This is a genomic window from Pseudomonas sp. OA65, from assembly GCF_017498305.1.
GTDB classification, from domain to species: Bacteria; Pseudomonadota; Gammaproteobacteria; order Pseudomonadales; family Pseudomonadaceae; genus Aquipseudomonas; species Aquipseudomonas zanjanensis.
Map to the genome: position 1 here is coordinate 26,740 of NZ_JAGDEZ010000026.1, position 19,912 is coordinate 46,651.

Here is a 19,912-nt window from a genome sequence, read left to right on the forward strand (position 1 = left end):
ACCAAATGACTGGTCGGATTGACCAAAAAGTGGCGGCGATTATAGGCATATTCGGCCGCTGTTGCCACGTTACCAGGGTCTTAGAGACCTTAGTATGACGCCTGATAGACCGGATCTTCGGCCTGAAGTTGCCGCAGCCGGGCCAACGGATCCTGGCGATAGAACGCTTTGAGCTGTTCATACACCCGTGGATAGGCCTGGTGCAGCAGGTCCGGGGCGCTGAAGAAGTATTCGCTGGTGACGGCGAAGAACTCGGCCGGGTTTTCCGCGGCGTAGGGATCGATGGCGGTTTGTGCGTCGGGGTTGTGGTCGAGTTGGCGGTCGAGGTCGTCGAAGGCTTGCTGCATGGCGTCGGCCCAATCGCTGACGCGCATGTCGGCGTGCAGCGGTGGCAGGCCGTTGGCATCGCCGTTGAGCATGTCGAGTTTGTGCGCCAGTTCGTGGATCACCAGGTTGTAGCCGTCCCAGCCGCCGCTGGCCATCACGCCATCCCAGGCCAGGATGATCGGGCCTTGGGGCCAGGCTTCGCCGCTGTGTTCGCCGTCCCATTCGTGCTCGATGCCGCTGGCGTCGCGGTAGCGCTGGGGGCTGAGGAAGTCGTCGGGGTAGAGGACGATTTCGTGGAAGCCCTGGTACCAGTTCAGCTCGCCGAGGTGCATCAGTGGCAATTGGGCTTGGGCGGCGAGGAGCAGGCGTTGTTCCTGGTGCAGTTCGACGCCGGGCAGGGCGGTGAGGTGTTTGTCGTGGAGGAACAGCACGCAGGCTTCCCGCAGCCATTGGTCCTCGGCGGCGCTGATGCCGTCGAGGAAGCTCAATTGTTGGCGCACCCGCTGCCAGGTGTCCTCGGCCACGGGGTGTTTGGCGAGGGTGCGTCGGCGGCGCCAGTTGCTCAGGGACCACATGGGCGATCAGCGCGGTTGGGCTTTCGAGGCGCGCTGGTTCAGTTTGCTGCGCACCAGGCTGATGATCATCGGCAGCAGCGACAGCAGGATGATGCCCACCACCAGCAGCGACAGGTTCTGCTTGATGAACGGCACGTTGCCGAAGAAGTAGCCGAGGGTCACCAGGCCGCCGACCCACAGGATGGTGCCGAGCACGCTGAAGCCGAAAAAGCGTGGGTAAGGCATTTTGCCGACGCCGGCGACGAAGGGCGCGAAGGTGCGGATGATCGGCAGGAAGCGCGCCAGGGTCACGGTTTTGCCGCCGTGTTTGTCGTAGAAGTCGTGGGTTTGCTGCAGGTAGTCGCGGCGGAAGATTTTCGAGTTGGGGTTGCTGAAGAGTTTTTCGCCGGCGGTGCGGCCGATGAGGTAGTTGGTGCTGTCGCCGAGGATGGCCGCGAGCATCAGCAGGCCGCCCAGCAAGACGGGGTCCATGGCGCCACCGGCGGCGACGGCGCCAGCGATGAACAGCAGGGAGTCGCCGGGCAGGAAGGGCATGACCACCAGGCCGGTTTCACAGAAGATCACCAGGAACAGGATGGCGTAGACCCACGTCCCGTAGTTGGTCACCAGCATGTCGAGGTAGACGTCGAGATGCAGGATGAGGTCGAGGGGGTTGAAATCCATGTATGGCACCTGTGGTGGCGGCCCGACTCGGCAGGCGGGTGGGTCTGGCTTTGAATATGGGCTACAGGGTGTGTAGCTTTTTCTTACAAGCCGGGAAGAGCGGCATTATACGGTGGGGCGGGGGGAGTGCGGGGGGAGTTTGTAGCTGGGGATTTCTGAAGGGTGAAACACCCGTGGGAGCAAAGCTTGCTCGCGATGGCGGCTATTCGGTCACCATTGATGGGCCTGACAGACCGCTATCGCGAGCAAGCTTTGCTCCCACATTAGCTCCTACAGAGTGATCAGTCCGCGGTCATCAGGTCAAATCTTCGCTGATCGGCAACACGTAGTTCTTGAACTCGGTGTCTTCCTTGAACCCAATCGATTCGTAGGTCTTCTGCGCGACTTCATTGTTGCTGCTGGTAGAGACGCGCATGCGGACGGCGTTGGTTTCCTTGGCCATTTTTTTTGCGGTGCGGATCAGGTTGTCGGCCACCAGCTGGCGGCGGGCGTCTTCGGCGACGTAGATGTCGTTGAGGATCCACACGCGCTTGAGCGACAGCGATGAGTAGCTCGGGTAGAGCTGGCAGAACCCCAGCAGCCGGTTGTCATCGTCATCGGGCAGGGCCAGGTAGATCACCGACTCTTTGCGGCGCAGGCGCTTTTCGAGGAAGGCTCGGGACGAATCCGGGTAGGGCAGTGAGCCGTAGAATTCTCGGTATTTGACGAACAATGGGGTCAGCAGGTCCAGGTGTTCCAGGGTTGCTTGGATAATCCGCATGGTAGGTCTCGTCTGCAAAGGTCGACAGATATTCAGACAACACTGTCGCGCTGCCGTGCTTTTGATGCTGCCTGAAAGCGGATCAAAAACGCAATCGGATAAACGGATCAGTCGCGGGGCGGCGCCAGTAGGAAATTACCTTTCATATCGGCAGCGTTTTCCGACTCTAGAGTGTTTAGCTGGGCTTCGTCCTTCAGATTGACCCCCGAGAGCTGTCGGCGGCAGGCCTCGCGCATCAGGTAGATCAGGCGATGGGCCGCCATGCCGTAGCTCAAGCCTTCGAGGCGAACGTTGGAGATGCAGTTGCGATAGGCATCGTTCAGGCCGACCTTGGGGGCGTAGGTGAAATACAGCCCCAGGCTGTCGGGAGAACTGAGGCCGGGGCGTTCGCCGATCAGGATCACCGACATCTTGGCACCGAGCCGTTCGGCGACTTCATCGGCCACGGCGACGCGGCCTTGTTCCACCAAAACGATGGGCGACACCGACCAGCCTTCAGCAGTGATCTGTTCTTCCAGCCGCGCTAGGAACGGCAAGGTATGCCGATGCACGGCCAGCGCCGACAGGCCGTCAGCCACGACGATGGCCAGGTCCACGCCGCCAGGGTGGGCCGCCGCGTACGCGTCCAGGATGTGCGCGGATGCCTCATCGAGCCGTCTGCCCAGGTCCGGGCGCTGTAGATAACTGTTGCGGTCGCTGGCCGCGCTGTGGAGCAGCAGGCTTTCACGGCCGCGTTCATCCAGTTGTGCGCGAATGCCCTGGTGGTCGAACGCCAGATGCACCGCATCGCGGGCCTGGGCGTGGGCGAATTGGAAGTCCAGTTGCGCCGAGGTCGGCAGACTGGTGCCGGTGCGGCCCAGGGCGATGCGCGCCGGGGTGAGGGTGCGCAGGTTCAGCCAAGGGTTTTGTGGATCGACAGGTGATTTATCCATGGCAGGTCTCTTATCCCAAGTGCGCTAAGGCATGACGGAACGCCGGTGGCAGGTTGTCGCCGAACCGCACCCGGCCATCGGCCTGGGTGAAGATGCCCATGTTCGCCAGCCACGTTTCGAATTCCGGCGCCGGCTTGAGGCCCAGGGTCTGGCGGGCGTAGAGGGCGTCGTGGAACGAGGTGGTCTGGTAGTTGAGCATGATGTCGTCGGAGCCGGGGATGCCCATGATGAAGTTGATCCCGGCCACGCCCAGCAGAGTCAGCAGGGTGTCCATGTCGTCCTGGTCGGCTTCGGCGTGGTTGGTGTAGCAGATGTCGCAGCCCATCGGCACGCCGAGCAACTTGCCGCAGAAGTGGTCTTCGAGGCCGGCGCGGATGATCTGTTTGCCGTTGTAGAGGTATTCCGGGCCGATGAAGCCTACAACCGTGTTCACCAAAAACGGGTTGAAATGTCGCGCCACGGCGTAGGCCCGGGTCTCGCAGGTCTGTTGATCGACGCCGTGGTGGGCGTTGGCTGACAGCGCGCTGCCCTGGCCGGTTTCGAAATACATCAGGTTGTTGCCTAAGGTGCCGCGATTCAGGCTGAGCCCGGCGTCGTAGCCTTCCTTCAAGATGTTCAGGTTGATGCCGAAACTGGCGTTGGCCGCTTCGGTGCCGGCGATGGACTGGAACACCAGGTCCAGGGGCACGCCCCGGTTTGCCGCTTCGATGGAGGTGGTGACGTGGGTCAGCACGCAGCCCTGGGTAGGGATGTCGTAGCGCTGGATGATGGCGTCGAGCATTTCCAGCATGGCGCAGATCGAGGCGGTGCTGTCGGTGGCCGGGTTGATGCCGATCATGGCGTCGCCGTTGCCGAAGAGCAGGCCGTCGAGGATGCTCGCGGCGATGCCGGCGGGTTCGTCGGTGGGGTGGTTGGGTTGCAGGCGCGTGGACAGGCGTCCGCGCAGGCCGAGGGTGCCGCGGAACTTGGTGACGACGCGGATTTTCTGCGCCACCAGCACCAGATCCTGCACGCGCATGATCTTCGACACGGCGGCGACCATTTCCGGCGTCAGGCCGGGGGCCAAGGCGCGCAGGCTCTGTTCATCGGCGGCTTCGCTGAGCAGCCAGTCGCGAAAACCGCCGACGGTGAGGTGGCTGACGGCGGCAAAGGCTTGTTTGTCGTGGGTGTCGACGATCAATCGGGTGACTTCGTCGACCTCGTAAGGAATCAGCATTTCTTGCAGGAAATGGCTGAGGGGCAGGTCGGCCAAGGCCATTTGCGCGGCTACGCGCTCGCCATCGTTGAGGGCGGCGATCTCGGCGAGGAAGTCCCCGGAACGGGCTGGGCTGGCCTTGGCCATCAGGTCTTTGAGGCTGTCGAAGCGGTAGGTCTGGGCGCCGACCGTGTGTGCAAAGCTGGCCATACAGGTTCTCCGTGACGGCGCCGCTGGGCGGCGCCGTGGTTTTCGGCACGTTACGGCTTAGTGCAAGGCTTCTTCGGCTTTTTGAATGGCCGCGAATTCCTCTTCGGGCGTGCCTGCGACCAAGTGATGCCGACTGTAGAAAGCAAAGTAAGCAATTAACACTCCATAGATGATCGCGGCGCCGATCACTACCCGAGGATCGACCAGGAAACCCGCCACCACGGCGATGCACGCCAACACCAGGGCCACGCCCGAGGTGAAGATGCCGCCCGGCGTGCGGTATGGCCGGTCCATTTTGGGGCGACGGATGCGCAGGGTGATGTGCGCGGCCATCATCAGCACGTAGGAAATGGTCGCGCCGAACACGGCTACCAGAATCAGCAAGTCGCCCTGGCCGGTCAAGGACAGGCCGAAACCGATGATGCCGGGGATCACCAAGGCCAGGACCGGTGCCTTGCTTTTATTGGTTTCCGAGAGTTTGCGTGGCAGGTAGCCGGCGCGGGACAAGGCAAAGATCTGCCGCGAGTAGGCGTAGATGATCGAGAAGAAACTCGCGATCAAACCGGCCAGGCCGACGAGGTTGACGAAGCTGCCCATCCAGGTCGAGCCACCGTAGGCCTTGGCCAAGGCTTCCACCAGCGGGTTGCCCGAGGTCATCAGCGCGTTGGAGCCGGCGCCGCCCGGGCCGATCACCAGGATCAGCAGGGCGAAGGCCACCAGCACCAACATGGCGCCGATCAGGCCGCGTGGCAGGTCGCGCTTGGGGTTCTTGGTTTCTTCAGCGGCCAGGGGCACGCCTTCCACGGCGAGGAAAAACCAGATGGCATAAGGGATCGCCGCCCAGACGCCGACGTAGCCGAAGGGCAGGAACGGACTGGCGCCCACGGCTTCCTTGACCGGAATGTCCAGCAGGTTGGCGACGTTGAAGTGCGGCACCATCGCCACCAGGAAAACCCCCAGCGCCAGGGCGGCGACGGCGGTGATGATGAACATCAGCTTGAGCGCTTCGCCAACGCCAAATATGTGGATGGCGATGAAGATGATGTAGAACGCCAGGTAGATCATCCACCCGCCAATGCCGAACAGCGACTGGCAATAGGCGCCGATGAACACGGCAATCGCCGCCGGGGCGATGGCGTACTCGATCAAAATCGCCGTGCCCGTGAGAAACCCGCCCCAGGGCCCGAAGGCGCTGCGGGCAAAACCGTAGCCGCCGCCGGCGGTGGGGATCATCGAGGACAGCTCGGCGAGGGAAAAGCACATGCACAGGTACATCGCGGCCATCAGCAGCGTGGCGAGGAACATCCCGCCCCAGCCGCCCTGGGCCAGGCCGAAGTTCCAGCCGGCGTAGTCGCCGGAAATGACATAGGCCACGCCCAGGCCCACCAGCAGGACCCAGCCCGCCGCGCCTTTTTTCAGTTCGCGTTGTTGGAAATATTCGGAGCCGACTTTTTCGAAGTCGACCGAGGACGTTGCCGATTGCGGGTTTGCATGATCGCTTGGCATAAGGGTTTACCTGTTTTTATTGTTGTTTTATCCAACCTGATCGCCGGAGTGGCGCATGACCCCTGTGGGAGCGGGCTTGCTCGCGAAAGCAGTGTGTCAGTCACTTAGATGTTGAAGGTACGGCCGCCTTCGCGAGCAAGCCCGCTCCCACAATGGATCTGTTTCAACCCTGGAAACGAGTTATCCACAGATCCCTGTGGGAGCGAGCCTGCTCGCGAAGGCGATCTAAAGGGCCAGGCAGAATGACCTGCCTGGCCCCAAGGGGCTTAGAAGAACCCCAACGGATTGATGTCGTAGCTCACCAGCAGGTTTTTGGTCTGCTGGTAATGGTCGAGCATCATCTTGTGCGTCTCACGACCCACGCCGGACTTCTTGTAGCCACCGAACGCGGCATGCGCCGGGTACAGGTGGTAGCAGTTGGTCCACACGCGACCAGCCTTGATCGCCCGGCCCATGCGGTAGGCGCGGTTGATGTCGCGGGTCCAGAGGCCGGCGCCGAGGCCGAACTCGGTGTCGTTGGCGATCGCCAGGGCTTCGGCTTCGTCCTTGAAAGTGGTGATGCTCACCACTGGGCCGAAGATTTCTTCCTGGAACACGCGCATCTTGTTGGTGCCCTTGAGCAGGGTCGGTTGGATGTAATACCCGGTCGCCAGGTTGCCCTCGAGTTTTTCCACCTTGCCGCCGGTCAACAGCTCGGCGCCTTCGCCCTTGGCGATTTCCAGGTACGAAAGAATCTTGTCGAATTGCTGCTCGGACGCCTGGGCGCCGACCATGGTGTCGGTGTCCAGCGGGTCGCCGCGTTTGATCTGCAGGACTTTCTTCATCACCACTTGCATGAATTCGTCGTAGATCGACTCCTGCACCAGGGCCCGGGATGGGCAGGTGCAGACTTCGCCCTGGTTGAAGAACGCCAGCACCAGGCCTTCGGCGGCCTTTTCAATGAAGCTCGGCTCGGCTTGCATGATGTCTTCGAAGAAGATGTTCGGCGATTTGCCGCCCAGTTCCACGGTGGACGGGATGATGTTCTCAGCGGCGCATTTCATGATGTGCGAGCCCACCGGAGTGGAACCGGTGAAGGCGATCTTGGCGATGCGCTTGCTGGTGGCGAGGGCTTCGCCGGCTTCTTTGCCGAAACCTTGCACCACGTTCAGCACGCCGGGTGGCAGCAGGTCGCCGATCAGCTCCATGAGCACGCAGATGCCCAGTGGGGTTTGCTCGGCGGGCTTGAGCACCACGCAGTTACCGGCGGCCAGGGCCGGGGCGAGTTTCCAGGCGGCCATCAGCAGCGGGAAGTTCCACGGGATGATCTGCCCGACCACGCCCAGCGGTTCGTGGATGTGGTAGGCCACGGTGTTGCCGTCGATCTCGGCGGCGCTGCCTTCCTGGGCCCGCAGGCAACCGGCGAAGTAGCGGAAGTGATCGGCGGCCAGGGGGATGTCGGCGTTGAGGGTTTCGCGCACGGCCTTGCCGTTGTCCCAGGATTCGGTGATCGCCAGCACTTCAAGGTTGGCTTCGATGCGGTCGGCGATTTTCAGCAGGATCAGCGACCGGGCCTGGACCGAGGTGGCGCCCCAGGCATCCGCGGCGGCGTGGGCGGCGTCCAGGGCTTTGTCGATGTCTTCGGCCGTGGAGCGCGGGAATTCGGCGATGGGCTGGCCATTGACCGGGGATGTGTTGGTGAAGTACTGACCTTTGACAGGCGCGACGAACTCGCCGCCGATGTAGTTACCGTATTTAGCCTTGAACGAAACGATAGCGCCTTCAGTACCGGGGTGAGCGTAACGCATGATGAGTTCTCCTTGGCTTTTGTGCTTATTAGGGAGCCGCGCAAATTCGCGCTGGTACTTAAGCCTAGAGCAAAGGTTGGGCCATTGCCTTGCAGGGCCCGGAAATCAAGACTTTAGGAGGAGTTGGCCGGACAAACGGAGGGGCTGTGTGACGCTTGCGATACAGCGGGTGTGACAGTTTGTGCCAGATGCGAGACAGTCTGTGACCGGCAGGTCGCGCCAGCATTGCAAAGGCGGTTGGGCTGGAGGATGCTGGGCCTCACGAAGTTGGCCTGCCCAGCACATTGTGGCGAGGGGATTTATCCCCGCTGGGCTGCGCAGCAGCCCCCAAAGCAGCCAGCTCGATCAATCTGATCCACCGCATGCTCAGGTTTCAGGGCTGCTGCGCAGCCCAGCGGGGATAAATCCCCTCGCCACAGGTTAAGTGTCGAACACGGGTTAAATGTTAAACAGTTGCTCCAGTGAGGCAGGTCCTTCAGGGGAGAATAATAAGAACATGCACAGCAACCACTTGAGTCGCCATGCCCAGCAAGTCCTGACGGTCACCCAGGGCAAGGCCCATTTGCAGGGCCCTGGCAGCGATCCGTCGATTGCCCGTTCCTGGCTGCGCTGCCTCGAGGACTATCACCTCGATCCGGCCCAGAACCTGGCGCCGACGGTGCTCGAGCATGGCCGGGTGCTGGAGAGCCGTGAGCGCTTGCAGCAGGTGCTGCACATCGCCGGCAATGAAATGACCAGCCTGCACCAGCAACTCTCCGGCGCTGGCCACGCGGTGCTGCTCACCGATGCCCGGGGTGTGATCCTCAACTGCGTCACCGCCCCCAGCGAACGGAAGATTTTCGAACGGGCCGGCCTCTGGCTCGGCGCCGACTGGAGCGAAGCCTGCGAAGGCACCAACGGCATCGGCACCTGCCTGGTGGAACGCCAGGCCCTGACCATTCATCAGGAAGAACACTTTCGTGGCCGCCACACCGGCCTGACCTGCTCGGCCAGCCCGGTGTTCGATCCCCAGGGCGAGTTGCTGGCGGTGCTCGACGTCTCTTCGGCCCGGCCGGACGTGTCGCGCCAGAGCCAGTTCCACACCATGGCCCTGGTCAATCTCTCGGCGAAGATGATCGAGAGCTGCTATTTCCTGCGTTGCTTCGAGAATCAATGGCTGCTGCGCTTCCACTTGCAGGCCGAGTCGGTGGGGTTGTTCAGCGAAGGCTTGATGGCCTTCGACGGCGAAGGGCGGATCTGCGCGGTCAACCAGAGCGCGCTCAATCTCTTGGGACATATTCGCGGTGGCTTGCTCGGTCAGCGGGTCGAGGACTTTTTCGACTGTTCACTGGACGAGTTGCTGGGGCGGGCCAGCGCCCAAGCCAGCGCCAGTTGGCCGTTGCGCACCCGTGACGGCCGGCATTTGTTCGCCGTGTTGCGTGGCCAGCCCCGCAGCGTGCCGGTGCCGGTCGCGCCGTTGCTCAAGGCCATCGAGCCCGCCCGCCTGCCGGGTATCTGCCTGGGGGACGCGGCGTTGCAGGAGCATTTTCGCAAGGCGCTGCGGGTCTACGAGCGCGATGTGCCGCTGCTGATCCAGGGTGAAACCGGCTCCGGCAAGGAGGCCTTCGCCAAGGCTGTGCACCACGCCAGCCAGCGCGCCGGGAAAAACTTCGTCGCCCTCAACTGCGCGGCCATCCCGGAAAGCCTGATCGAGAGCGAGCTGTTCGGTTATCGCGGCGGCAGTTTCACTGGCGCACGCAAGGAAGGCATGCGCGGCAAGTTGCAACAGGCCGACGGCGGCACGCTGTTCCTCGATGAAATCGGCGACATGCCCTTGGCCTTGCAGACGCGCTTGCTGCGGGTGTTGGAAGACCGCCAGGTGGTGCCCATCGGCGGCGAGCCCGAGCCGGTGAACGTGCGCATCATCAGCGCCACCCACCGGCAGTTGCTCGACCGGGTGCGGGACGGCAGTTTCCGCGAGGATTTGTATTACCGCCTCAACGGCCTGGAAATCCCGCTGCCGGCGTTGCGCGAGCGCAGTGACAAGTCGCAGTTGCTGGATTTCCTGTTGGCTGAAGAGAGCGGCGCCGAGCCGGTGTTCATCGACGAACCGGCGCGCCAGGCATTGCTGGGGTTCGACTGGCCGGGCAACGTGCGGCAACTGCGCAATGTGCTGCGTACGCTGGCTGCGTTGTGTGACGGCGGGCGGATTGGGTTGGAAGACTTGCCGGCGATGATCCGCCAGCGTCCGGTTGCGCCGGTTGAAACGCTGGCGGAACGGCCACTGGAAGACGCCGAGCGCCTGGCGCTGCTCGATGCCCTGGAGCGCCAGCGCTGGCACATGACCCACACCGCTGAGCAATTGGGCATCAGCCGCAACACCCTTTACCGCAAGCTGCGTAAACACGCGATTGCCCGCTGAACCACTGATAATTAATCTGCTGACTGCTGACTGCTGACTGCTGACTGCTGACTGCTGACTGCTGACTGCTGACTGCTGACTGCTGACTGCTGACTACTTGGCAACTGACTGCTTTTGTGGCGAGGGAGCTTGCTCCCGCTGGGCTGCGCAGCAGCCCCAAGCTTTTTTTTCACCCTGAAACCGAAGGCGACTGCTGCGCAGTCGAGCGGGAGCAAGCTCCCTCGCCACAAAAGCAGCCGGTAGCAAGCCGGGGTTGTGCGGTCAACTGTGGGAGCGGGCTTGCTCGCGAAAGCGGCGGCATCTTCAACATCTATGCAACTGACCCACCGCTATCGCGGGCAAGCCTTGCTCCCACAGGAGGCCGTCTGTGCACCGGGGGGCTCAAACACAAGGTGCGATTTTCCCCTCCCTACGCTAACCTGCGGCCATGTTTACGAGGTCGACTATGCACATCCATATTCTCGGTATTTGTGGCACTTTCATGGGTTCGATGGCGGTCCTGGCCAAGGAGTTGGGCCATCACGTGACCGGTTCCGACGCTAACGTCTACCCGCCGATGAGCACGCAGCTGGAGGCCCAGGGCATCGAGCTGACCCAAGGTTATGACCCGGCGCAACTGGAGCCGGCGCCAGACCTGGTGGTCATCGGCAACGCCATGTCCCGTGGCAACCCGGCGGTGGAGTACGTGCTCAACAAAGGCCTGCCGTACGTGTCCGGGCCGCAGTGGCTGGCCGATCACGTGTTGCAGGGCCGTTGGGTCCTGGCCGTGGCCGGCACCCATGGCAAGACCACCACCAGCAGCATGCTCGCCTGGGTGTTGGAACACGCGGGCATGAGCCCGGGCTTCCTGATCGGTGGCGTGCCGCAGAATTTCTCGGTGTCGGCGCGCCTGGGTGGCACGCCATTCTTCGTGATCGAAGCCGATGAGTACGACAGCGCGTTTTTCGATAAGCGTTCGAAGTTCGTCCACTACCGTCCACGCACGGCGATCCTCAACAACCTTGAGTTCGATCATGCCGACATCTTCCCCGATCTGCCGGCCATCGAGCGGCAGTTCCATCACTTGGTGCGCATCATCCCCAGCGAAGGCCTGGTGATCCACCCGACCACCGAGCCGGCGTTGCAGCGCGTCATCGAAATGGGCTGCTGGACCCCGGTGCAAACCACCGGCGCGGGCGGGCAGTGGCAGGTGAAATTGCTCAAGGATGACGGTTCGCAGTTCGAAGTCATGTTCGAGGGCCAATCCCAAGGCGTGGTCGAGTGGGACATGACCGGCCAGCACAACGTCGCCAACGCCCTGGCGACCCTGGCGGCGGCCCGGCATGTCGGCGTGGTACCGTCCATGGGCATTGCCGCGTTGAGCGCGTTTAAAAGCGTGAAGCGGCGGATGGAGAAAGTCGCCGAGGTCAACGGCATCACCATTTATGACGACTTCGCTCACCACCCGACGGCCATCGCCACCACCCTCGACGGTTTGCGCAAGCGCATCGGTGACGCGCCGTTGATCGCCATCATCGAGCCGCGTTCCAATTCCATGAAGCTCGGCGCCCACCGCGACGGCCTGCCGGAAAGCGTGGTCGATGCCGACCAGGTGATCTGGTACGCACCGGCCAACCTCGGCTGGGACCTTGGCGCCACCGCCGCGCTGTGCACGGTGCCGTCGATTGTCAGCGATTCCCTGGAAGGCATCATCGAGCGCGTGAAGAGCCAGGCCCAGCCCGGCACCCACGTGGTGATCATGAGCAACGGCGGCTTCGGTGGCCTGCACGGCAAACTCGCCGAGGCGCTGAAATGAACACTCGTTTGGAGGGCTATGGCCCCGAACGCATCACGTTGGCGATGACCGGTGCGTCCGGCGCCCAGTACGGCTTGCGCCTGCTCGATTGCCTGGTGCGCGAGGACCGTGAGGTGCACTTCCTCATCTCCAAGGCCGCGCAACTGGTGATGGCCACCGAGACCGACGTGACCCTGCCGGCCAAGACCCAGATGATGCAGGCCTTCCTCACCGAATACACCGGTGCGGCGGCGGGGCAGATTCGTGTGTATGGCAAGGAAGACTGGATGTCGCCGGTGGCATCGGGTTCCGGCGCGCCAGCAGCGATGGTGGTGGTGCCGTGTTCCACCGGGACGCTGTCGGCGATTGCCACCGGGGCCTGCAACAACCTCATCGAACGGGCGGCGGACGTCACGCTCAAGGAGCGCCGTCAGTTGATCCTGGTGCCGCGGGAAGCGCCGTATTCGAGCATTCACCTGGAGCACATGCTCAAGCTGTCGAACATGGGCGTGACCATCCTGCCGGCCTCGCCGGGTTTTTATCACCAGCCGCAGACCATCGACGATCTGATCGATTTCGTGGTCGCGCGAATCCTCAACCTGCTGAACATTCCCCAGGACATGTTGCCGCGCTGGGGCGAGCATCATTTGAGCTGTGATGAATAAGCTGCTGATCGTGCTGCTGGCGCTGCAACTGACCGGCTGCGCCACCGCCCGCACCCTCGACGCCGCCAAACCGGGTGCGCCAGTGGTGTACGCCGGGACGCGCCTGGATCTGTACGCCCTCAACGGTGGTTGCTGCGCCAAGGATCGCTTTGGGGCCGAGGCGCCGAGCTATCCAGGGCTCGATCTGCCGGGGAGTGCGCTGTTGGATACCTTGTTGTTGCCGTTGTCGTTGTTCACGGCATTAGGCGTAGGGTTCCGGGCGACAGGCGGGTTGTAGCAAACACCACAGTGCTTGATCTGCCTGGAACCTGTGGCGAGGGAGCTTGCTCCCGCTGGGCTGCGAAGCGGCCCCAAGCTTTTTCCCCCTGAAATCCAAGGCGACTGCTGCGCAGTCGAGCGGGAGCAAGCTCCCTCGCCACAATGAGTGCTTGGCTTTGGATTTGGTAGCGAGCCCTTCGCGAGCAGGCTCGCTCCCACATTCGACCTCATTCTTCCTGACGGAACTCGGTCAACTGTGGGAGCGAGCCTGCTCGCGAAAGCGTCCGACTAGGCGCCACATGACTATTTGCCAAGCCTGCGCAACTCATCCGACTCCACCACCCGCACCCCATCCTGTTCTTCCAGCGCCAGACGCCACATGGCCCGGGCCAGTTGGCAGGCTTCGATGCCGTGGTACTTGCCTGGAATCAGCTTCGACAACGGCCCGGCCAGTTGTTCGGCCAGGCGCGGTTCGACGCGGTCGCCCAGCAGCAGGGAAGGGCGGCAAATGGTCAGTTGCGGCCAGTCCTGGGCCTTGAGGGCCGCCTCCATTTCGCCTTTGACGCGGTTGTAGAAGATCGATGACTGGGCGTCGGCCCCCAGGGCGCTGATCACCACCAGGTGCCGTGCACCCAGTTCCCGGGCGCGCTTGGCAAACGCCACGACCAAGTCCAGGTCCACCGCGCGGAAGGCTTGCTCGGAGCCGGCTTTCTTGAGGGTGGTGCCGAGGCAGCAAAAGGCGATGTCGACCTGGCCGCTGAGTTGGGGCAGTACTTGGGCCGGTTCCCCAACCGGGTTTTCCAAGTGTGGATGCTCGGCCAGTGGCCGGCGTGACGGCGCCAATACGCGGGTGATGGTCGGCTCGTTGAGCAGCCGGTCCAGTAGATGTTCCCCGGTCAATCCGGTCGCACCGGCGAGCAAAACATGCTGAGGCGTCAAGTACATAGTGTTTCCCCCTTGATACGGTTCAGCTTAGTTGCTCTTTGTGGCCTCGTCGTTCAATGCCGCACTTTGCAATGCTTTACGTGCCTGCTGTTTGCGCAGCAATTGCCAGTGGGACAGGACCGTCCTCGGCGCCCAGATCTGCGGTTCCGAGGCTTCGAAATTGTCTGCCTGCTCGCGCTCGGCAACGATGCCCTTGGCCCGTTTGAAGGCCTGCTCCAGGTCGTCGGTCTGGTTCAGTGCCTGGGCGAACAGCGCATCGCCGAAATAGGTGAAGTTGGCTTCCTCGGAGCAGCCGAAGGACACCCGGTCGGCCCGGGAGGCGGTCATGATCAGCGTGCGTTCGTCCTTGAGCGCCGGGATGAAACCGCCGGAATAACAGGCCGAGATCACCACGATCTTGTCGCGATTCTTCAGCGGTGCGAGGACCACCGCCAGTTCATCGGCGGGCAGGTCGGCCAGTTCCATGCGCGGCTGGTCGAGCACCAGTTCATGCTCGCTGGTGCCGTGGCTGGTCAGGTAGATGAAAATCAGGTCTTCCGGGCCGCTGCGTTCGGCCAGGGTAGCGGCGGCGCGGCGCAGGCTTTCACGGCTGGCCATGGGCCGGTCGCCGAGGTGGTCGCGGTGGTTCACCAGGCGGATCTGCCCGAACGCGCCGAAGCGGCTGGTGAGCATGTTGGCGACGTAGTCGGATTCGCGCAGGAACACGCTTTGCTTGCCGTCGCCGCCCAGGGTCAGGCTGTACAGCTCCACCGCCGGGGTCGAGGCCGGGATGTTGGCCAGGGCGTCCTCGAGCAGGCGGCCCTGGGCCAGCAGGCCGAGTTCGAGGACATCCGGTAGCAGCCTGCCGTCAGCGTCGCGCACCCGCTGGCCGTTGGCCCAGGTGCCGCTTTGCACCGTGCCATCGGTGAGCACCAGGGTGCCGCGCCCGTGATAGCTGTCGGCCTCGAACTGGCCAATGTAGAAGCTGCCGTCGGGCAGGTTCAGGCGGCCCTCGCCGGTAAAGCGCCAATCATTGAATTGGCCGAGGTAGTGGCTGCCGTCGGCGCCGATCAGTTCGCCCTTGCCGGTCAGTGCGCCGTCCTTGAACTGGCCGATCCAGACATCGCCGTCGGCATTTTCATAGCGACCGCGACCGTTGAGCTGGTTGTTCCTGAATCCGCCGATGTAGACATCGCCCTCGGCGCTGTTGAAGGTGCCCTTGCCCTGCAATTGCCCGTCGACAAAGTGCCCGGTGAACTGGTTGCCGCTGGCGTCGAAGCGCTGGCCTTCACCGTTGGGCTTGCCGTTGACGAAGGGGCCCTGGTACTGGCTGCCGTCGTCGAGCTCCAGGCGACCGAGACCGGAATAACGGTCGGCCTTGAACTCGCCCCGGTAGGTCATGCCGTTTTCCTTGAGCGTCCCTTCACCGTCCCGACGCCCCAGCTTGAAGCCGCCGGTGTAGCTGCTGGTGGGTGTGGTCAGGCTGCCCTGGCCGTGGAACAGGCCTTGGTGGAACTGGCCGCGATAGACCTCGCCGTTGCTGCCATGCCATTCCCCGGTGCCGTGCCATTGGCCTTTGTCGAACTGCCCGGCGTACCAGCTGCCGTTGGGGTAGTCGATGCGCCCCTGGCCTTGCAGCAGCCCGTCCACCAGGTCGCCGCGATAGCGGCCGCCGTCGGGCAGGCGCGCGTCGGGAGGCAGCGGTGATTCGCCGGCGCCACAGGCGGTGAGCAACAGGGTCAGGGTCAGTGGGACGAGTAAGCGCATAACGGGATCCAGGTCATCAGGCCACGAGTATGCCGCAGCTTTGGCTCCTGGATATAGAGAAGCGATGCGAAACTGCCTGGACGGTTTCGCATGTGCGCAGGTTTACACGAAGCAGAGCGACAGCGGTTCGGCGATGTAGGCCGGTTTTTCCGAGCCTTCGATTTCCAGGGTGGCGGTGGCCTTGAGCAGCCATTGGCCGGGTTTTTTCTCGGTGACTTCCACCAGGTCGACCTTGAGTCGGACCTTGGAATCGACCTTCACCGGTTGGATGAAACGCACGCTGTCCAGCCCGTAGTTGACGACCATCTTCACGCCCTCGGGCAGGATCAGGATGTCTTCCATCAACTTGGGGATCAGCGACAGCGACAGGAAACCGTGGGCGATGGTGCTGCCGAACGGGGTCTGCGCGGCCTTGACCGGATCGACGTGGATGAACTGAAAGTCGCCAGTGGCTTCGGCGAACAGGTTGATGCGGTCCTGATCGATGGTAAGCCAATCGGAACGTCCAAGTTCCTTGCCGACATAATCTTTGAGCGCTGCAACGGGGACGTAGGGCATTGAGACTCTCCTTGGGTTCATCGTTTTACTTTTTCTGGAACGGGGATTTTGCGTCCCCGGAGAACCACTGTAGATCAACATGGCGGGGCGGGAAGGTCATCGACCATGCTTTTTACGAATGCCGAACCATAGCGTGGGCATGCTTATAATGCCGGCGCATTCTTTGCAATTCGGTTCATTCAACGTGCGTGTTCGATTGTGGCGAGGGAGCTTGCTCCCGCTTGACCGGGCTGGCGCTCCAGTGCGAAGCGCTCATAAAATGGGGCCGCTGCGCAGCCCAGCGGGAGCAAGCTCCCTCGCCACAGAGTCATGTCGTGAACCGAATTGGCGCGTTCATTGGGGCTGTTGCGGGGGGATAGAGCGGATGTTGCTACGGGGGCTGACCTGGTTGGTGCTGTTTCAATTGCTGGGCACTGCGATCAATCATTTGTTCCTGCCGGTGCTGCCGGGGCCGATCATTGGTCTGCTGTTGCTGCTGGGGTATCTGGTGGTGCGCGGCGAAGTCAGTGAGCCGTTGAACCTGGCCGCGGGCAGTCTGTTGCGTTACCTGCCGTTGCTGCTGGTGCCGCCTGCGGTCGGGGTAATGGTTTATGCCGGGGCGATTGCCGCCGATTTCTGGGCCATCGTTGGCGCGTTGACCTTGTCGCTGGTGCTGTCCGTGGCGCTGACGGGCGTGCTGATGCAGCGCCTGGCTCGCCGTCACGTCGCCGCCCCGGAGGACGGCCAATGATGCTCGACTGGCAAGGCGCCTGGACCTCGGTCATCCACCATCCGCTGTTCGGCATCGGCATTACCCTGGGCGCCTATCAACTGGTGCTGGCGGCGTACGAAAAGACCCGCTGGGTATTCCTGCAACCGGTGCTGATGTCGATGGTGCTGTTGATCGGCGTGCTGGTGGGCTGCGGCATCGGCTATGCCGAGTACCGCAAGAGCACCGAGATCCTCAGCATCCTGCTGGGCCCGGCCACGGTCGCCCTGGCGGTGCCGCTGTATTTGAACCTGCGACGGATCCGGCAGCTGTTCTGGCCGATTTTTACTACGCTGGTGATAGCCGGGGTGTTTGCCACGGGCTCTGCGGTGGTGTTGGGCTGGGCCTTTGGCGCCGAGCACATGATCCTGATGACCATGGCGCCCAAGTCCGTGACTTCGCCGATCGCCATGCTCGTAGCCGAGCAGATCGGCGGCGTGGCGGCCATGGCGGCGGTGTTCGTGTTGATCACCGGGGTGCTTGGGGCGATTCTCGGCCCGAGCATTCTGACCCGGTTGGGTGTCCATACCCCTGAGGCCCGAGGCATGGCCCTGGGCTTGGCGGCCCATGCGGTGGGCACGTCGGTGGCATTGCAGGAAAGCGAGGAGTCGGGTGCCTTTGCGGCGCTGGCAATGAGTCTGATGGGCGTGGCCACGGCGGTGTTGCTGCCGTTGGTGGTGTCGATGACGGTTTAAGGAATTGGTTATGAGCTTGCCGCTTTTCCCGTTGAACACCGTGTTGTTCCCCGGTTGCATCCTCGACTTGCAGATTTTCGAGGCGCGTTACCTCGACATGATCGGGCGCTGCATGAAAAAGGGCGAAGGCTTTGGTGTGGTGTGCATCCTCGATGGCGAGGAGGTCGGCGTCGCGCCTGAAGGCTACGCGCGGGTCGGTTGTGAGGCGCTGATTACCGATTTTTCCCAGCAGGACAATGGCCTGCTGGGGATTCGCGTGCAGGGCGGACGGCGTTTTCTGGTGCACAGCAGCAGCGTCCAGGCCGATCAACTCACGGTGGCCGAAGTCGAGTGGCTGGAAGACGAGCCGGAACAACCGCTGCAAGACGAAGATGCCGACCTGGTGGCGCTGCTCAAGGCCCTGGCCGAGCACCCGATGGTCGAGGCCCTGAACATGGGCACCGAAGCGACCGGCCAGCAATCGCTGGCCAATCAACTGGCCTACCTGTTGCCGTTCAATGAGCTGGACAAGATCGACCTGCTGCAGCTCGATGATCCCCAACAGCGGTTGGATGCGATCCAGGCGTTGCTCGATGAGTTGCAGGGTGAACTCTTCGCCTGATCCCTCATATCCACTGAACAACACCGTCCCCCTGTGGGAGCGAGCCTGCTCGCGAAAGCGGTGGGTCAGCTTGCATCAAGGGTGACTGTGCCGCCGTCATCGCGAGCAGGCTCGCTCCCACAGGGGATCTTCAGTGCCCACAAATAGTGTGTTCAATAGGCATACCGCAACATCGCATGGGGCAAGTGCCGCAGGGCGAAGAAGCTGAACACCGCCACCAGCGCCGGCAGGACCAGCCACCAGACTTTCGGTGGCATCGCCGGCAGTGGGGTCTGGCGCTGGCTCAGCCACAGGGCGGCCGCACAGATGCTGGCGGCGAGCATCGCCCCGGCGACGATGTCGCTCGGCCAATGCGCGCCCAGGTAGACCCGCGACAGGGCGATGGCCAGGGCCGGCAAACAGCCCAGCAATAGCCAGGTCAGGCGCAGGCGTGGCGGTTGGCCGCGGCCGGCCAGGACGGCGAGGGACAGGAACAACGCGAATGCCCCGGAGGAATGGCCGCTGGGCATGCTGTAGCTGGTCAACGGGTCGGTGAGGATTTCCGGGCGCACCCGGGCAAAGAAGTGTTTGCAGCCGGTATTGGCCAGGGCGGTGAACAGCATCGTGCCGCCGGCAAAGATCGCCTGGCGCCATTGCCGTGCCAACAGCAGCAACCCGGTCAGCAGGCTGCAGACAATCAGCATGTAGCGGAATTCGCCGATCAGCGTGAAGGTCACGGCGATTTCATCCAACGTCGCGCTGCGGTGCTCCTGGACCAGGGCCATCAAGCCCTGGTCGAACGCCGTCAGGTAGCGAAAGCCGATAAACAGGCCGATCAGGATCACCAGGCCGATGCCGGCGATCAGCGCCGTGGCATGGCGATGGCGACGCAGGGTGCTGTTGACGCTCAGCCCGATCATCACCGCGATGCTGCCGATGACCACACCGGCCTGCGGCCAAAAACCGTCGGGCAGCGGCAGGCGAAACGCCGCCCCGGTGGCCCAGCCCGGCAGCAGGTACGCCACCGTCCAGCCTGCCGCGGCCAACACGCTGACGGCGGCGAAGCGCGGGAACGGCATGTCGCACATGCCGGCGACCATCGGCAGCATGGGCCGCAGCGGGCCGATAAAGCGGCCCACCAGCAGGCTGGCGATGCCGTAGCGCTGGAAATAGCTTTCCGCCGCGCTCATCCATTCCGGGTGATGCCGCAGCCCCGGCAGGCGCCGGATGTTCTGGTGGAAATGCCGACCGAGGAAATACGACACCAGGTCCCCCAGCAACCCGCCGAGCAAACCCAGCAGCAACGTCTCGCCCAAGGACAGCGCGCCGCTGCCGGCCAGCACGGCAATCGCAAACAACAGCACCGTGCCCGGCACGATCAACCCGGCGATGGCCAGGCATTCCACGCAGGCGACGATAAATACCGCCACCGCCAGCCATTGCGGGTTGACGGTCAGCCAGCCGGTGATGCTATCGAGCCATGGGCCCATAAGAACAACTCCATTGAATAGTGATGGGCATGCATTTTTTACTGTGTGAACGAAAACTCAAGATCACTGAAGCTTCAAACTGTGGGAGCGGGCTTGC

18 protein-coding genes are annotated in these 19,912 nt (G+C 62.9%); 7 read left to right on the plus strand and 11 right to left on the minus strand.

The genetic code is table 11. The annotated features are described in order from the left end of the window. Positions 1-89 precede the first annotated feature (89 nt). The 7 genes from J3361_RS20225 to J3361_RS20255 form a co-directional block, all read right to left on the minus strand. Positions 90-902 carry a M90 family metallopeptidase gene (locus J3361_RS20225; protein ID WP_207966060.1) on the minus strand — a complete coding sequence of 271 codons (813 nt, stop codon included), beginning with the start codon at positions 900-902 and terminating at the stop codon, positions 90-92. Between the two features lie 6 nt (positions 903-908). Then, positions 909-1,565: a DedA family protein gene (locus J3361_RS20230; protein ID WP_207966061.1), complete on the minus strand. Its 657-nt coding sequence runs from the start codon at positions 1,563-1,565 to the stop codon at positions 909-911. 295 nt (positions 1,566-1,860) lie between these two features. Beyond that, positions 1,861-2,325, minus strand: a complete 465-nt coding sequence (locus J3361_RS20235; protein ID WP_186706590.1) for a GNAT family N-acetyltransferase — start codon at positions 2,323-2,325, stop codon at positions 1,861-1,863. 107 nt (positions 2,326-2,432) lie between these two features. Beyond that, entirely contained in the window at positions 2,433-3,257 is an 825-nt protein-coding gene (gene eutC / locus J3361_RS20240) for an ethanolamine ammonia-lyase subunit EutC (RefSeq protein ID WP_207966062.1), read from the minus strand. A 10-nt stretch (positions 3,258-3,267) separates the two neighbouring features. Beyond that, the gene (locus J3361_RS20245; protein WP_207966063.1) at positions 3,268-4,662 is read right to left on the minus strand and encodes an ethanolamine ammonia-lyase subunit EutB; all 1,395 of its coding nucleotides are present in this window, start codon (positions 4,660-4,662) and stop codon (positions 3,268-3,270) included. A gap of 57 nt (positions 4,663-4,719) precedes the next feature. Then, positions 4,720-6,168 (minus strand): ethanolamine permease, encoded by a 1,449-nt coding sequence (gene eat / locus J3361_RS20250; RefSeq protein WP_207966064.1) that lies wholly within the window; start codon positions 6,166-6,168, stop codon positions 4,720-4,722. A gap of 266 nt (positions 6,169-6,434) precedes the next feature. Continuing rightward, positions 6,435-7,955 (minus strand): aldehyde dehydrogenase family protein, encoded by a 1,521-nt coding sequence (locus J3361_RS20255; protein WP_186706587.1) that lies wholly within the window; start codon positions 7,953-7,955, stop codon positions 6,435-6,437. Between the two features lie 496 nt (positions 7,956-8,451). Here J3361_RS20255 and J3361_RS20260 point away from each other — a divergent pair, with 496 nt between their 5' ends. The 4 genes from J3361_RS20260 to J3361_RS20275 all read left to right on the plus strand — a co-directional run bounded on the left by J3361_RS20260 (position 8,452) and on the right by J3361_RS20275 (position 13,072). Next, positions 8,452-10,356 (plus strand): sigma-54-dependent Fis family transcriptional regulator, encoded by a 1,905-nt coding sequence (locus tag J3361_RS20260; protein WP_207966065.1) that lies wholly within the window; start codon positions 8,452-8,454, stop codon positions 10,354-10,356. 445 nt (positions 10,357-10,801) lie between these two features. After that, a complete protein-coding gene (gene mpl, locus J3361_RS20265; protein ID WP_207966066.1) occupies positions 10,802-12,151 on the plus strand; it encodes a UDP-N-acetylmuramate:L-alanyl-gamma-D-glutamyl-meso-diaminopimelate ligase in 1,350 nt (449 codons plus the stop codon). Beyond that, the gene (ubiX, locus tag J3361_RS20270; RefSeq protein ID WP_207966067.1) at positions 12,148-12,795 is read left to right on the plus strand and encodes a flavin prenyltransferase UbiX; all 648 of its coding nucleotides are present in this window, start codon (positions 12,148-12,150) and stop codon (positions 12,793-12,795) included. The genes mpl and ubiX overlap by 4 nt, the downstream gene beginning before the upstream one ends. Further along, a complete protein-coding gene (locus tag J3361_RS20275; RefSeq protein ID WP_207966068.1) occupies positions 12,788-13,072 on the plus strand; it encodes a YceK/YidQ family lipoprotein in 285 nt (94 codons plus the stop codon). The genes ubiX and J3361_RS20275 overlap by 8 nt, the downstream gene beginning before the upstream one ends. Positions 13,073-13,356: 284 nt before the next feature. Here the strand turns inward: J3361_RS20275 and J3361_RS20280 are convergent, their stop codons facing one another. From J3361_RS20280 to J3361_RS20290, 3 genes are all read right to left on the minus strand, one after another. Continuing rightward, positions 13,357-13,998, minus strand: a complete 642-nt coding sequence (locus tag J3361_RS20280) for an oxidoreductase (protein ID WP_207966069.1) — start codon at positions 13,996-13,998, stop codon at positions 13,357-13,359. 27 nt (positions 13,999-14,025) lie between these two features. Next, a complete protein-coding gene (locus J3361_RS20285) occupies positions 14,026-15,744 on the minus strand; it encodes a C13 family peptidase (protein WP_207966070.1) in 1,719 nt (572 codons plus the stop codon). A gap of 102 nt (positions 15,745-15,846) precedes the next feature. Further along, complete coding sequence (locus tag J3361_RS20290) at positions 15,847-16,302, minus strand: MaoC family dehydratase (RefSeq protein WP_207966071.1); 456 nt, start codon at positions 16,300-16,302, stop codon at positions 15,847-15,849. A 364-nt stretch (positions 16,303-16,666) separates the two neighbouring features. On the opposite strand from J3361_RS20290, the gene J3361_RS20295 reads away from it, so the two are divergent. The 3 genes from J3361_RS20295 to J3361_RS20305 are packed head-to-tail and all read left to right on the plus strand — an operon-like array spanning position 16,667 to position 18,346. Next, positions 16,667-17,032, plus strand: coding sequence for a CidA/LrgA family protein (locus J3361_RS20295; protein ID WP_207966072.1), 366 nt, complete (start codon positions 16,667-16,669; stop codon positions 17,030-17,032). After that, the gene (locus J3361_RS20300) at positions 17,029-17,745 is read left to right on the plus strand and encodes an LrgB family protein (RefSeq protein WP_207966073.1); all 717 of its coding nucleotides are present in this window, start codon (positions 17,029-17,031) and stop codon (positions 17,743-17,745) included. The genes J3361_RS20295 and J3361_RS20300 overlap by 4 nt, the downstream gene beginning before the upstream one ends. A gap of 10 nt (positions 17,746-17,755) precedes the next feature. Continuing rightward, on the plus strand, positions 17,756-18,346 hold the full coding sequence (locus tag J3361_RS20305; protein ID WP_186706578.1) for an LON peptidase substrate-binding domain-containing protein: 591 nt from the start codon (positions 17,756-17,758) through the stop codon (positions 18,344-18,346). Positions 18,347-18,498: 152 nt separating this feature from the next. On the opposite strand, the gene J3361_RS20310 is transcribed toward J3361_RS20305, so the two are convergent. Beyond that, complete coding sequence (locus tag J3361_RS20310; RefSeq protein ID WP_207966074.1) at positions 18,499-19,815, minus strand: bifunctional DedA family/phosphatase PAP2 family protein; 1,317 nt, start codon at positions 19,813-19,815, stop codon at positions 18,499-18,501. Positions 19,816-19,912: the final 97 nt, after the last annotated feature.